12 protein-coding genes are annotated in these 13,701 nt (G+C 70.2%); 2 read left to right on the forward strand and 10 right to left on the reverse strand.

The features are described from left to right. Positions 1 to 4: 4 nt before the first annotated feature. Genes DMB80_RS16675 through pheS form a run of 8 tightly spaced genes read right to left on the reverse strand, consistent with a single transcriptional unit; the run spans position 5 to position 9,292 of the window. On the reverse strand, positions 5 to 553 hold the full coding sequence (locus tag DMB80_RS16675) for an arginine repressor (protein WP_082133492.1): 549 nt from the start codon (positions 551 to 553) through the stop codon (positions 5 to 7). Next, positions 484 to 1,407, reverse strand: a complete 924-nt coding sequence (argF, locus tag DMB80_RS16680; protein ID WP_111510888.1) for an ornithine carbamoyltransferase — start codon at positions 1,405 to 1,407, stop codon at positions 484 to 486. Before argF ends, DMB80_RS16675 begins: the two co-directional genes overlap by 70 nt. Continuing rightward, positions 1,404 to 2,579 (reverse strand): acetylornithine transaminase, encoded by a 1,176-nt coding sequence (locus DMB80_RS16685; protein WP_111510889.1) that lies wholly within the window; start codon positions 2,577 to 2,579, stop codon positions 1,404 to 1,406. The genes argF and DMB80_RS16685 overlap by 4 nt, the downstream gene beginning before the upstream one ends. Then, the gene (argB, locus tag DMB80_RS16690; RefSeq protein WP_111510890.1) at positions 2,579 to 3,448 is read right to left on the reverse strand and encodes an acetylglutamate kinase; all 870 of its coding nucleotides are present in this window, start codon (positions 3,446 to 3,448) and stop codon (positions 2,579 to 2,581) included. The genes DMB80_RS16685 and argB overlap by 1 nt, the downstream gene beginning before the upstream one ends. Next, positions 3,445 to 4,659 (reverse strand): bifunctional glutamate N-acetyltransferase/amino-acid acetyltransferase ArgJ, encoded by a 1,215-nt coding sequence (gene argJ / locus DMB80_RS16695; RefSeq protein WP_111510891.1) that lies wholly within the window; start codon positions 4,657 to 4,659, stop codon positions 3,445 to 3,447. The genes argB and argJ overlap by 4 nt, the downstream gene beginning before the upstream one ends. Continuing rightward, complete coding sequence (gene argC / locus DMB80_RS16700; protein ID WP_111510892.1) at positions 4,656 to 5,693, reverse strand: N-acetyl-gamma-glutamyl-phosphate reductase; 1,038 nt, start codon at positions 5,691 to 5,693, stop codon at positions 4,656 to 4,658. Before argC ends, argJ begins: the two co-directional genes overlap by 4 nt. 54 nt (positions 5,694 to 5,747) lie before the next feature. Continuing rightward, positions 5,748 to 8,249: a phenylalanine--tRNA ligase subunit beta gene (gene pheT / locus DMB80_RS16705; protein ID WP_111510893.1), complete on the reverse strand. Its 2,502-nt coding sequence runs from the start codon at positions 8,247 to 8,249 to the stop codon at positions 5,748 to 5,750. After that, entirely contained in the window at positions 8,249 to 9,292 is a 1,044-nt protein-coding gene (gene pheS, locus DMB80_RS16710; RefSeq protein WP_111510894.1) for a phenylalanine--tRNA ligase subunit alpha, read from the reverse strand. Before pheS ends, pheT begins: the two co-directional genes overlap by 1 nt. 43 nt (positions 9,293 to 9,335) lie before the next feature. Here pheS and DMB80_RS16715 point away from each other — a divergent pair, with 43 nt between their 5' ends. Beyond that, on the forward strand, positions 9,336 to 10,913 hold the full coding sequence (locus DMB80_RS16715) for an FMN-binding glutamate synthase family protein (RefSeq protein ID WP_420812196.1): 1,578 nt from the start codon (positions 9,336 to 9,338) through the stop codon (positions 10,911 to 10,913). Here DMB80_RS16715 and DMB80_RS16720 read toward each other — a convergent pair. Continuing rightward, complete coding sequence (locus DMB80_RS16720; protein WP_205538732.1) at positions 10,820 to 11,662, reverse strand: rhomboid-like protein; 843 nt, start codon at positions 11,660 to 11,662, stop codon at positions 10,820 to 10,822. The genes DMB80_RS16715 and DMB80_RS16720 overlap by 94 nt on opposite strands. 8 nt (positions 11,663 to 11,670) lie before the next feature. Continuing rightward, positions 11,671 to 12,516 carry an adenylate/guanylate cyclase domain-containing protein gene (locus DMB80_RS16725; protein ID WP_111510895.1) on the reverse strand — a complete coding sequence of 282 codons (846 nt, stop codon included), beginning with the start codon at positions 12,514 to 12,516 and terminating at the stop codon, positions 11,671 to 11,673. 160 nt (positions 12,517 to 12,676) lie between these two features. Between DMB80_RS16725 and DMB80_RS16730 the strand changes: the two genes are divergently transcribed. Beyond that, the gene (locus DMB80_RS16730) at positions 12,677 to 13,696 is read left to right on the forward strand and encodes an oxygenase MpaB family protein (RefSeq protein ID WP_205538737.1); all 1,020 of its coding nucleotides are present in this window, start codon (positions 12,677 to 12,679) and stop codon (positions 13,694 to 13,696) included. Positions 13,697 to 13,701 lie beyond the last annotated feature (5 nt).

The raw sequence follows: 13,701 nt of genomic DNA on the forward strand, positions 1-13,701 counted from the left end.
CGTATCAGGCTTTGGCGAGGCTCTCCAGAGCCTCGCCGAGTTCGGCACCGGTCATCGGCTCGCGCGCGATGACGAAGATCGTGTCGTCGCCGGCGATGGTGCCGACGACGTAGGGCAGTGCGGCCCGGTCGATCGCACTGGCCAGGTAGTGCGCCGCACCCGGGGGTGTGCGCAGGACGGCGAGGTTGGCGCTGGCGTCGGTGGCGACCAGCAGGTCACCGAGCAGCCGCGACACCCGTTCGGTGCCGCCGGTGACGCCGCGCACCGGGCTGCCGTCCTCGGGCACGATGTACACCCCGCCACCGCCGTCGGCGCCGCGCAGCTTGACCGCACCGAGCTCTTCGAGATCGCGCGACAGCGTCGCCTGCGTCACGTCGATGCCGTCGGCGGCCAGCAGCGCCGCCAGCTCGCCCTGGCTGCGGACCTGCTGAGCGGACAGCAGCGCGACGATGCGGGCCTGGCGGCCCGCGCGGGTGGAGGCGGTCACGAATGCTCCAGCAGCCACACCAGCAGCGCCTTCTGGGCGTGCAACCGGTTCTCGGCTTCGTCCCACACGGCGCTGCGCGGACCGTCGATCACGTCGTCGGTGATCTCGTGCCCGCGATGAGCCGGAAGGCAATGCAGCACAACCGCTTCGGAGTCTGCGCGGGCGAGCAGATCGGCGTTGACCTGGAATGGACGGAACGGCCGGACCCGGTCGAGTCCGTCGTTCTCCTGACCCATGGAGATCCAGGTGTCGGTGACCAGCACGTCCGCACCGGCAGCCGCAGTCTGCGGGTCGTCGGTCATCGTCACCGTGGCACCGGTCTGCTGCGCCCGTGCCTCGGCGGCCGCGACGAACATCGGATGCGGGGCGAAGCCGTGCGGTGCGGCGATCGTGACGTCCACGCCTGCGGTGACTCCGCCCAGCATCAACGAGTGCGCCATGTTGTTGGCCCCGTCGCCGAAGTAGCTCAGTCGCAGCCCCTTCAGGCCGCCCTTCCACTCGGCGAGGGTCTGCAGATCGGCGAGCACCTGGCACGGGTGGAACTCGTCGGAGAGCGCGTTGACGATGGGCACGCTCGAGCCGGACGCCATCGCCGTCAGCCGTTCCTGGGCGAAGGTGCGCCAGACGATCGCGTCGACGTAGCGGGAGAGCACCGCGCCGGTGTCCTCGAGCGTCTCCTCCCGGCCCAGCTGCGTGCTGCGTCCGTCGACGACGACGGCGTGGCCGCCGAGCTGCGCGATACCCATCTCGAAGGAGAAACGCGTCCGGGTGGAGTTCTTCTCGAAGATCACCGCGACGCCGCGGGGCCCCTCCAGCGGCCGGCGGCTGAACGGCTCCCTCTTCAGGTCGGCGGCCAGCGCGAGCACCTCGGCCTGCTCGTCCGGGGTGAGGTCGTCGTCGCGCAGGAAGTGCCGGGTCATGAGTCACCCGCTGTGTCGAGGATGGCGGGTAGGGCGGTGACGAAGGACTGCGCCTGCTCCTCGGTGAGGACCAGGGGCGGGGCGAGCCTGACGATGCCGGGTGCGGCGGCGTTGACGAGGAAGCCCGCGTCGCGGGCGGCGGCCTCGACCGGCTTGGCGACCTCGGCGGTCAGCACGATGCCCCGCAACAGCCCGCGGCCGCGGACGTGGTCCACCAGCGGATGGCCGAGCTCCTCGATGCCGTGGCTCAAGGTCTTGCCCAGCACGTCGGCGTGCTCGATGAGGCCCTCGTCGGCGAGCACCTTCAGCACGGCCAGTGCGGCCGCGGTGCACACCGGGTTCCCGCCGAACGTGCTGCCGTGCAAGCCCGGCGTCAGCAGCTCCGCGGTCGGTCCGATGGCCAGGCACGCCCCGATGGGCAGGCCGCCGCCGAGACCCTTGGCCAGCGTGACGATGTCGGGGGTGATGCCGTCGTGCTGGTGGGCGTAGAAGGCGCCGGTGCGCCCGATGCCGGTCTGCACCTCGTCGAGGACGAGCAGGGCACCGTGGCGTGCCGTGATCTCCCGCGCGGCGACGAGATAGCCCGCCGGCGGGACGACGACGCCACCCTCCCCCATGATCGGCTCGAGGAAGACCGCGGCCGTCTCCGAATTGACAACGCGTGCAAGTTCTTCGATGTCCCCGTAGGGCACGTGCGTCACGTCGCCGGGCAGCGGCGCGAACGGCGCCTGCTTGGCAGGCTGCCCGGTCAGCGCCAGCGACCCCATGGTCCTGCCGTGGAAAGCACCCTCTGCGGCAACGAGTTTGGTGCGACCCGTCAACCGCGTGATCTTGAACGCGACCTCGTTGGCCTCGGTACCGGAATTGGCGAAGAACACCCGGGCGGGCGCTCCGAGGTGGTCGACCAGGGCCTCGGCCAGCGCAATGCCCGGCTCGGTGGCATACAGGTTCGAGGTGTGTCCCAGCGTGCTCATCTGTCGGTGCACCGCCTCGATCACCGCGGGGTGCCCGTGGCCGAGCACGTTGACCGCGATCCCGCCGAGCAGGTCGACATAGGACTTGCCGTCGACGTCGGTGACCACCGCACCCTGCCCGCTGGCCAGGGCCAGCGGCGGAGTGCCGTAGTTGTTCATCATGACCGCGGACCAGCGGTCGAGCAGAGTGTGGCTCATCACGGCACCACCTTCGTGCCGGCACCTTCGTCGGTGAACAATTCGGCCAGCACGCAGTGCTCGACGCGGCCGTCGATGACGTGTGCGCTGGGCACGCCGCCGGTGATGGCACGCAGGCAGGCCTCGATCTTGGGCACCATGCCCTCCTCCAACGTGGGAAGCAGTTGCGTCAAAGCGGCGGAATCGATTTCGCTGACGAGCGAGTCGCGGTCGGGCCAGCTGGTGTAGAGGCCCTCGACATCGGTCAGCATCAGCAGTTTCTCCGCCCCCAAAGCCTCGGCCAGGGCAGCCGCGGCGGTATCGGCGTTGATGTTGTGAACCCGTCCCTCGACGTCCGGCGCGATGGTGGACACCACGGGTATCCGGCCCGCCGCGATCAGATCCCGCACCGCGTCGGTGCTGACCCGCTCGACATCGCCGACCAGTCCGATGTCGGTGGCCACGCCGTCGACCAGCACACTGCGGCGCACCGCGGTGAACAGGTGCGCGTCCTCCCCGGTGATCCCGACCGCGTAGGGACCGTGCGCGTTGATCAAATTGACCAGTTCGCGGCCCACCTGACCGAACAGCACCATGCGTGCGACGTCGAGCACCTCGGGTGTGGTGACACGGAATCCGCCCTTGAATTCGCCGGCGATTCCGAGCTTCTTGAGCATCGCGCTGATCTGCGGACCCCCGCCATGGACCACGACAGGGTGGACGCCGCAGTTGCGCAGGAACACCATGTCCTCGGCGAAGGCCACCTTGAGCGTCTCGTCGGTCATCGCGTTGCCGCCGTACTTGACCACGACGATCTTGCCGTGCAACGCCTTGAGCCAGGGCAGCGCGGCGGCGAGGACCAGCGCCTTCTGCGACGTGGCGATGGTCATGAGCTGTAGGCCGAGTTCTCTTCGACGTAGGCGTGCGACAGGTCGGTGGTGCGGATCGAGGCCGAGGCGGCGCCGACCCCCAGATCCACCGTGACCACGATGTCCTCACCCGTCAGATCGACGTCGCGCGCGCCCGGCGCCCCCACGCTGTCCACACAGACCGGAAAGCCGTTGAACGACACGGTGATGCGATCGGCATCCAGCGGAACCGGCGCCATACCCACGGCGGCCAGTACCCGGCCCCAGTTGGCGTCCGAGCCGAACAGCGCGGTCTTGACCAGGCTGTCGCGAGCGATCACCCGCGCAGCGGTCACCGCGTCATCCTCGGTTTCCGCACCGGTGACGGTGATGAGAATTCGCTTGGTCACGCCTTCGGCGTCGGCCTGCAGTTGGGCGCACAGGTCCTCACAGACCGCGAGCACCGCGGCATCGAGATCGTCCTGACTCGGCGTGACCTCACTGGCCCCCGACGACAACAGCAGCACGGTGTCGTTGGTGGAGCAGCTGCCGTCGACGTCGAGGCGATCGAAGGTGGCCGCGGTCGCGCGACGCAGCGCACGGTCGAGCGCAGCGGCATCGGCGACGGCGTCGGTGGTCAGCACGCACAGCATCGTGGCCAGCGACGGCGCCAGCATGCCCGCACCCTTGGCCATACCACCGACGGTCCAGCGGTCCTGATGGTGCAGCGCAACCTGTTTGGGCACCGTGTCCGTGGTCATGATGGCCCGAGCGGCCTCCTCCCCACCGGTGAGGCCGCCGGCCATCTCGTGCACGATCTCGGTGACGCCGGCGCGCACCTTGTCCATCGGGAGGCGATCACCGATCAGGCCGGTCGAGCACACGGCGACCTCGATCGCCCCTGTCTCGGTGCCCCAGTCCGACAGTGCCGCGGCGACGGCTTCCGCGGTCGCATGCGTGTCCTGGAAACCGGCCGGGCCCGTGCAGGCGTTGGCGCCCCCGGAGTTGAGGATCGCCGCGCGTAGCCGACCGGTGGTGAGCACCTGCGTCGACCACAGCACCGGCGCGGCCTTGATCTTGTTGCGGGTGAACACCCCGGCCGCGGCGTGATCGGGTCCCTCGTTGAACACCAGGGCGAGGTCGAGCGCGCCGGATGCCTTGATACCGGCGGCGATTCCGGTCGCCCGGAATCCGGCGGGCGCGGTCACCCCCTGCGTGCGCAGCAGCCGGGCGCTGTCAGCCAGATCGGTCACGGAGCCACCCCCACAGTCGTCAGTCCATCGGTCTCGGTCCAGCCCAGCGCGAGGTTCATCGACTGCACCGCCGCGCCGGCGGTGCCCTTGACCAGATTGTCGATCGCGGCGATCGCGATGAAGGTCTGCGCATCGGTGTCGACGGCGATGCCGAGCTGGGCTGCGTTGCCGCCGACGACGGCCCCGGTCTGCGGCAACCGACCTTCAGGCAGCAGGTACACGAAAGGTTCGGCGTCGTAGGCCTTTTCGTAGACCGCACGCAGGTCGGACAGCGAAGCCTGGGTGCGCGCTGTGCATGTGGCCAGGATGCCGCGGGCGGTCGGGATCAGCACCGGGGTGAACGACACGGTGACGTCCGCACCGCCGGCGACTGCGGTCAGGCCCTGGGCGATCTCGGGAGTGTGCCGGTGCTTGCCGCCCACGTTGTACGCCCGCGCCGAGCCGATCACCTCGGCGGCCAGCAGGTCGACTTTCGCGGCGCGGCCCGCACCCGAGGTACCGCTGACCGCGACGACGGTCACGGCCGGCTCGACGAGTCCGGCCGCCACCGCCGGCCACAACGCCAGCAGGGCGGCGGTCGGGTAGCAGCCCGGCACGGCGATCCGGGTGGCGCCGCGCAACCGCTCGCGGGCGCCGGGCAGCTCGGGCAGTCCGTAGGGCCAACTGCCCGCGTGCTCGGAGCCGTAGAACCGCTCCCACGCGGCGGCGTCGGTGAGCCGGAAGTCCGCGCCGCAGTCGATGATCACGGTGTCGGGACCGAGCTGCTCGGCCAACGCGGCGGAGTGGCCGTGCGGCAACCCCAGGAACACGACGTCATGGCCCGCCAGCACCTCGACGTCGGTGGGCTCGAGGACCCGATCAGCGAGCGGCAGAAGATGTGGGTGGTGTTCGGCGACGGTGGTTCCGGCACTCGCTGCCGCGGTGAGGGCGCCCAGGGTCAGCGTGCCCTGCGCGTATGCGGGGTGCCCGAGCAGCAGCCGAAGGATCTCTCCTCCGGCGTATCCACTGGCTCCGGCCACGGCGACGGACGTCATGTCACGATCCTTGCATGCTTATGCAGGAACATGCAAATTCATTATTGAGCCTGGTCAGCGCCGCTGCTGGGCACCCACAGCGCTAGCCGCTGCGGCCACCGCGGCGTCGCGCGCCGCGCTGGCCTCGTCCTCGGTCAGCGTCCGGTCGTCGGCGCGGAAGCGCAGCGCCAGCGCCAGCGACTTGCGCCCCTCGCCGACCTGCGGTCCGGCGTAGACATCGAAGAGCCGGACGTCTTCGAGCAGCTCGCCGGCGCCGTCGCGCACCGCGTCGACGACCCGCTGTGCCGGCACCTCCTCGTCGACGACGAGCGCGACGTCCTGGAACACGGCGGGGAACGGCGAGACGCGCGGAGCAGGTAGCAGCTCGGTGATCGGCACCGCGTCGAGGTCCACTTCCAGCGCACAGGTGCCCTTGGGCAGGCCCGAGCGTTCGATGACCGCGGGGTGTAGCTGACCGGCGTGGCCGACGACCGTGTCCCCCAGGCAGATCGCGGCACACCGGCCGGGATGCCACGGCAGGTACTCGACGCTGCGCAGCGTGAACTCCACGCCGGCGGCCCGCCCGATGATCCGGACCGCCTCGAACGCGTCGAACGGCTCGACCGGCCGTCCGGGACCCCACGGGCCTGCGGGCTCGCGCAACCCGGCCAGCACCGCACCGACGTGCTGCGGCTGGCGCGGCAGCGACGCGTCCAAAGTGGCGATCTCGTCATCGGTGGGGCGACGGTCGGTGGGGATGCGGTCGACCGCGCGGGTCGTGGTGGTGGGTTCGACGACCTGCGCGAGCGCGAACAGCGCCGCGTCGGTGGCACCGCGGGAGACGTTGCGGCTCAACGCTTCCAGCAGGCCGGGCAGCAGTGTGGTGGCCAGCGCCGGGCGGTCGGACTCCAACGGATTGAGCACCCGGGTGGTGTGCCGGCGCGGGTCGTCGGCCGGCAGCCCCCACTGGTCGAAGATTCCTGCGGGCAGGAACGGCGTCGGAAGAATCTCCACGAAGCCGCCGAGCGCCAGGGCTGTGCCGATTGCCCGGCGCCGCCTCTGCGCCGGTGTCAGACCGCGGCCGGCGGGAGCGGCGGGCAGCACCGACGGGACGACATCGAGGCCCTCGAGCCGCATGACCTCTTCGACCAGGTCCGCCGGCTCACGCAGATCAGGACGCCAGCTGGGCGGTACGGCGGTGAGCTCGTCACCGTCGACGGTGACCGACGCGCCGATCTGCGTCAGCCGCCGCTGCGCGGTCCCGGGTGCGTACTCGACCCCGGCCATCCGGTCGGGCAGGCCGACGGGCATGCGGACCGGCGCCGGCGACCAGTCCTCGCGGGGCGGCTCGCCCCGCCAGTCGGTGAGCGTGGGTTGCACGGTGCCGCCGGCGATCTCGGCGAGCAGCGCGGCTCCCCTGTCGAGCGCGGCGACCGAGATCGCCGGGTCGACGGTGCGTTCGTAGCGGCGACCCGCTTCGCTGTGCAGTCGGAGCCGGCGCTGGGTGCGCGACACCGCGGCCGGATCCCAGACCGCGGCCTCGAGCAGGACGTCGGTGGTGCTGTCGCGGACCTCGGTGGTGCCGGCGCCCATGACGCCGCCGATCGCAGCAGTCGCGGCATCGTCGACGATCAGGACGTCGGCCGGATCGAGCCGACGCTCGACGTCGTCGAGCGTGACGACGGTCTCCCCCGGCTCGGCGAACCGCACCCGGAAGCCTCCGTCGATCAGGCTGCGATCGTGCGCGTGCATCGGGTGGCCGAGTTCGAGCATGACGTAGTTGGTCACGTCGACGGCCGGTGAGATCGCGCGAATCCCACTGAGCAGCAGGCGCCGTCGCAGCCACCACGGCGAGACCGCCGCCGGGTCGATACCGGTGACCGGACGCAGTGCGAAACGCTGCACACCGGCGGCGGGATCGATCGTGACCGGCAGCGCATCACCCTCGCTGGGGAGGCCGGGAACCTCGAGCGCCGGATCGACGTAGTCGAGGTCGTAGGCGTTGGCGATCTCGCGGGCCATGCCACGCACCGACAGGCAGTAGCCGCGGTCCGGGGTGATCGCGAGGTGGAACACCACGTCGTCGAGCCCGAGCACCTCGTGGGCGGAGTCGCCCGGTGCAGCGGTGCCCGGCGGGAGGACCATGATGCCGGAGTGGTCGGCGCCGAGGTTGAGCTCGGCCGACGAGCAGATCATGCCGTCGGAGGTGCGGCCGTAGGTCTTTCGGGTGGCGATCGTGAACTCGCCAGGCAGCACAGTGCCGGGCAGAGCCACCACGACCAGGTCGCCGACTGCGAAGTTGGTTGCTCCGCAGACGATGTCGCGCGGCTCGCCGTCCACGTTCTGTGAGCCGACGTCGACCTTGACCGCCCTGATGGGCTTCTTGAACTCGGTGAGTTCCTCGATCGATTCGACCCGTCCGATGGTCAGCGGACCGCGTACGGGTCCGACCGGGATGATCTCCTCGACCTCGTGACCGATCCGGATCAATGTCTGCTCGAGCTCTTCGGGGGTCACGTCCCAGCCTGGAGCCCCGGCTGCCACGACGTCGCGCAGCCAGCTGTAGGGAAGACGCATCAGGCGCCCACCCCGAACGGCAGTGAGAAGCGCACGTCACCTTCGACCATGTCGCGCATGTCCGGGATGCCGTTGCGGAACTGCAGAGTGCGCTCCAAACCCATGCCGAACGCAAAGCCGGAGTACTCGTCGGGGTCGATCCCACACGCGCGCAACACATTCGGGTTCACCATGCCGCAGCCGCCCCATTCGACCCAGCCGGGTCCACCCTTCTTGTCGGGGAACCACACGTCGACCTCGGCCGACGGTTCGGTGAACGGGAAGAAGTGCGGCCGCAGCCGGGTCCGGCCCTGCGGCCCGAACTGCGCGCGCGCGAACGCGTCCAGCGTGCCGCGCAGGTTCGCCATGGTCAGTCCTTTGTCGACGGCCAGTCCCTCCACCTGGTGGAAGACCGGTGTGTGGGTGGCGTCGAGTTCGTCGGTGCGGAAGGTTCGTCCGATCGAGACGATGTAGACCGGCAGCTCACGGTCGAGCAGGGCACGGATCTGCACCGGGGAGGTGTGGGTGCGCAGCACCTGACGTGAGCCGTCGGGCGCCACCTGGAAGGTGTCCTGTTCGCTGCGGGCGGGGTGGTCGGGCGGGAAGTTCAACGCGTCGAAGTTGAACTGCTCGGTCTCGACTTCCGGGCCCTCGGCCAGCTCCCACCCCATCGCGACGAAGGTGTCGGCGACGTGCTCGGCCAGCAGCGTGATCGGGTGTCGGGCCCCGATCGGCTGACGCGTCGAGGGCAGCGTCACGTCGATGCGTTCTGCGACCAGTACCGCGGCGTCGCGTTCGGCGCGCAGCGCAGCCAGCCGCTCGTCGTAGGCGCTCTGCGCGGCGGTCCGTGCGACGTTGACCCGCTTGCCCGCCTCGGCCCGCTCGGTCTTGGGCAGGGCGCCCAGAGCCTGGCGGGCCAGCGCGATCGGCGACCGGTCACCGAGGTGGTCGGTCTTCGCGCGAGCCAGGTCGTCGAGGGTCGCCGCGTCGGCGAAAGCGCGAGCGGCTGCGTTGACCGCATCGGTCAACGCGTCGTCGGTGAGGTTCCCTGGCTGATCAGCCACCCGGCGATCATAGGCGATGGCGCGTTACCCTCACGCCGTGGTGATCCGGCCGCTGGTGATCGCAGGAATCTGGCTGCTCGCGGTGGGCGCGGTGGCGCTGACCGTGCTCGCGCACGCAGGGTGGGGCGTCGCGGCGGCGGTGCTGCTGGGGCTCGCCCTGCTCGGTTCGTGGGACCTGATCCAGCGCCGGCACACGATCCTTCGGCTGTACCCGATCCTGGGCCACGTGCGGTTCCTGATGGAGATGATCCGCCCGGAGATCCGGCAGTACTTCATCGAGTCGAACATCGAGGCGACACCGTTCGACCGGGAGACGCGGGATCTGGTGTACGAACGCGCCAAGGGCACCAAGAGTGACGAACCCTTCGGCACCGAGCGCGACGTCACCGCGCTCGGCTACGAGTTCCTGCGCCATTCACTGCGTGCACGATTCGCCGACGACCTCGATCCGCGGGTCCGTCTCGGCGGCCCGGACTGCACGCAGCCCTACGACATCGCGCTGCTCAACGTCTCCGCGATGAGTTTCGGCGCGCTGTCGGCCAACGCGATCAGAGCACTGAACACGGGCGCGGCGCGCGGCGGCTTCGCCCACGACACCGGCGAGGGTGGGATCAGCCCCTACCACCTTGCCGGCGGCGGCGATCTGATCTGGGAGATCGGGTCGGGATACTTCGGGTGCCGGGATGCCGACGGGCGCTTCGACGCCGCCCAGTTCGCGGAGAAGGCCGCGCTTCCCGCGGTGAAAGCCATCTCGATCAAGCTGTCCCAGGGCGCCAAGCCCGGACTCGGTGGCGTGCTGCCGGGCGCGAAGGTCAGCGCCGAGATCGCCGAGACCCGCGGAGTCCCGGTGGGGCGCACCGTCGTGTCCCCTCCCGCGCACACCGCATTCGGCACGCCGGTGGAGTTCGCGCACTTCATCGCGGCGCTGCGGCGCGCCTCCGGCGGTAAGCCCGTCGGTTTCAAACTGTGCGTCGGCGCCCGCACCGAGTTCCTGTCGCTGTGCAAGGGATTCCTGGCCACCGGGATCACGCCCGATTTCGTGATCGTCGACGGCGCCGAGGGCGGAACCGGTGCCGCCCCACAGGAATTCGAGGACCACGTCGGGATGCCGTTGACCGAGGGCCTGATGCTGGTGCACAACTGCCTCGTCGGCACCGGGCTGCGGGATCGGGTCGCTGTCGGCGCCTCGGGCAAGGTGGCGAGCGGGGTCGACATCGTCAGCCGGGTCTGCCAGGGCGCAGATTTCACGATGGCCGCGCGCGCGATGATGTTCGCGGTCGGCTGCATCCAGGCGCTCAAGTGCCACACCAATCGCTGCCCGACGGGTGTGGCGACCCAGGATCCGGCCCGTGGCCGTGCCCTCGACGTCGCCGACAAGGCCGCCCGGGTGGTCAACTTCCAGCGCGCCACCGTCGCCAGCGCCGCACAGATCGTGGCCTCCATGGGGCTCGAGGGCTTCGACGAGCTGTCTCCGGCCATGCTGAACCGCCGCATCGAAGGGCAGCGCACCAACACCTACGCCGAGGTCTACGAGTGGCTGGCACCCGGGGAGCTGCTCGGGGATCCGCCGCAGTCCTGGCGTTCGGACTGGATCACCTCGTCCGCTGACGAGTTCGTGTGAGAGCCGTGCCGCAGACGTTCGATGCCGGCGGCGGCGAGTGCGCCCGCGGTGCCCCACGCGCCGCCCTCGATGACGCCGACCAAACCGTCGGCGAGCATCAGGAACGCGAACGCCGACCCCACGCACAGCAGCGCTGCCGTGGGCGCCGTCCAGCGCGCAGGTGCGCGGAACCGCGTCGAGACGACCATGCCCAGACCCAGCGCCACCACGTGCCCGACGTCGGTGAACCCGCCGCCACCGGTCACCACGACCACCGCGGCCGCACTCCAGAACCCGATCCACGCCGCGCGCCATCGCGCGGGTAGCGCCGCGGTCAGCACCCCGACCACCGCCATCGCGCCGTAGCTCATGCCGACATCGGACGCGCGCGCGATCGACGCCGACAGCCATTCGAGTTTGACAGCGGCGACCAGTCCCACGGCCACCAGCAGCGTCGCCCCGACGTGGCCGGTCGCGAACATAAGCGCGGTCCGGCTACCGCCGAGGGTCAGCTCGGCCACCAGGAGCAGGCAGACCAGGCCGGGCAGCCACAGGTAGATCGGGCCGGCGTCGACGACGAAGGCGCTGCTGATCAGCGTGCCGAATCGGCCGCGGCTCAGGTTGTGCAGGTTCGTGCTGGCGTGCCGGATCAGCGCGTCGTGCATCGCCGGATCCATGCGCAGCATGGCCGCGGTGACCGCCGAGACCAGGACGGCATAGCTCAGCGTGAACCGCGCGCGGCGGAGGCCGACCAGCAATCCGGACTGCACCTCATCCACTATGCGCCGGGGGCTGCGCCGTTCTCGTCCTCGTTACCTGCGAACTGCCTGCGAGTTCTCACCCGGTACATCACGAAGTCGTCGGGTACGCCGTCCTGCTTGCCCGCGAACACGGGTTTCCGTAGCCGTTTGACGGTGACACCGAGACGGTCGAGCTCCTCCTCCGGGATGCGCTCCAGTGTCGCGGCCGAGACCACGAGCTCACCGCGCGTCGCGCGTTCCATCACCCGCGCAGCCAGGTTGACGTCGATGCCCAACCAGTCCGCGCCGATCCGCTGTGGACGGCCGGTGTGCACCCCCACCCGCATGCGCGGGGTGTACCCGTCGAGCTCGACGGTCCTGATCGCCTCCCGGGCGGCCAGCACGGCACACAGTGCGGTCTGCGGATCGGCGAACACCGCCATCAGACCGTCGCCCATGCGTTTGACGATGTGTCCCCGTGCCTCCAGCAGCGGCGGTTCCACCACCTGCGCCACCCGGCGGAGCAACCGCAGCGTCGCATCGTCTCCGGCGCGCAGCGACCAGGCGGAGAAGCCGACGAGGTCGGTGAACACGAGCGTCACCTCGTCGTTGGCGGGCCGGCCCGACACCCGCTCCGTGAGGGCCTGCCACACCTGCAGAGCGCCGAGGCTCACTTCGCGGGTCAGTGCCTCGCGCTGCAGCAGCCGGTCAGCCGCGCGGGCGGCCGCGCGGGGCCTGCCCTCCCCTGCCGTCGAGAGCGGGTCGCCGAACTCGGGATCGCCCGGCAGTGCGCGGCGGGCTCGCCGCAGGAACGCGACGGCGCCGGCGTGGTGGTTGACCGTGTGCAGCCATCCCCGTGGCCCCGACGAGTCACTGTCCTCCACAGCGGTCAGCGTAATCGGAGTGAATCGACGGCATCGAGAGGCTCTGAACGACCAGGTCACGCACACGCGACCGCCCGATGGCGGTGGAGTAACAGCAAGAACCGAGCCATAGACAACGGTCGTTGTCAGTCGTTAGCGTGAGGTGATGCGATCACCGGCGATGGCGCAGCGCACCTCGGCATCGGACCCGCTGGGTCCGGACTCGCTGACGTGGAAGTACTTCGGCGACGTCCGCACGGGCATGCTCGGCGTGTGGATCGGCGCGATACAGAACATGTACCCCGCACTCGGCGCGGGTGTGGAAGACCATTCGATCCTGCTGCAGGAACCGCTGCAGCGGGTCGCCCGCTCCGTGTACCCGATCATGGGCGTGGTCTACGACGGTGAGCGGGCCGCCCAGACCGGCGCGCAGATCAAGGGCTACCACACCACGATCAAGGGCGTCGACGCGTCGGGCCGCCGCTACCACGCGCTCGATCCGGACACGTTCTACTGGGCGCACGCCACGTTCTTCATGCTCATCATCAAGACGGCCGAGTACTTCTGCGGCGGCCTCACGGACGCGGAGAAGCGGCAGCTGTTCGACGAACACGTCCAGTGGTACCGGATGTACGGCATGAGCATGCGGCCGGTGCCCGATTCGTGGGAGGAGTTCTGCGAGTACTGGGATCGGACGTGCCGTGAGGACCTCGAGATCAACCGGGCGACCCGGGACATCTTCTCGATCCGCATCCCCAAACCGCGCTTCGTGCTGATGCCGACGCCGCTGTGGGACCAGATGTTCAAGCCGATGGTCGGCGCCCAGCGTTGGATCGCGGCCGGGCTCTTCGATCCCGCCGTGCGGGAGAAGGCCGGCATGCGGTGGACGCCCGGCGACGAGGTGCTGCTGCGGCTGTTCGGCAAGCTGGTCGAGCTGGCGTTCGTCGCGGTGCCCGACGAGATCCGGCTGCATCCCCGGGCGGTGGCCGCCTACCGGCGGGCCGACGGCACGATCGCGCCCGACTCGCCGCTCGTCGAGGCGCCCGCGTTCATGGGGCCGCCGCGGGAGCGCCGCGGCCTTCCCATGCACTACGTGCCCCACGGCAAGACACTCCTCGATCGCGCCGGCGCGCTGGTGCACACCACGTTCGCGCTGGCGGCGTTGCGGCCGGCACGCCCGCGGGGTCGCACCGCGGCCTGACACAA

It is taken from the genome of Mycobacterium kyogaense, assembly GCF_003254575.1.
In the GTDB taxonomy this organism is placed as follows: domain Bacteria; phylum Actinomycetota; class Actinomycetes; order Mycobacteriales; family Mycobacteriaceae; genus Mycobacterium; species Mycobacterium kyogaense.

Coding starts and splice junctions, on each gene's coding strand:
- DMB80_RS16685 (WP_111510889.1), bottom strand. CDS start 2,579: ATGAGCCACACTCTGCTCGACCGCTGGTCCGCGGTCATGATGAACAAC.
- DMB80_RS16730 (WP_205538737.1), top strand. CDS start 12,677: ATGGCGCAGCGCACCTCGGCATCGGACCCGCTGGGTCCGGACTCGCTG.
- argB (WP_111510890.1), bottom strand. CDS start 3,448: ATGACCATCGCCACGTCGCAGAAGGCGCTGGTCCTCGCCGCCGCGCTG.
- argF (WP_111510888.1), bottom strand. CDS start 1,407: ATGACCCGGCACTTCCTGCGCGACGACGACCTCACCCCGGACGAGCAG.
- pheT (WP_111510893.1), bottom strand. CDS start 8,249: ATGCGTCTTCCCTACAGCTGGCTGCGCGACGTCGTGGCAGCCGGGGCT.
- argC (WP_111510892.1), bottom strand. CDS start 5,693: ATGACGTCCGTCGCCGTGGCCGGAGCCAGTGGATACGCCGGAGGAGAG.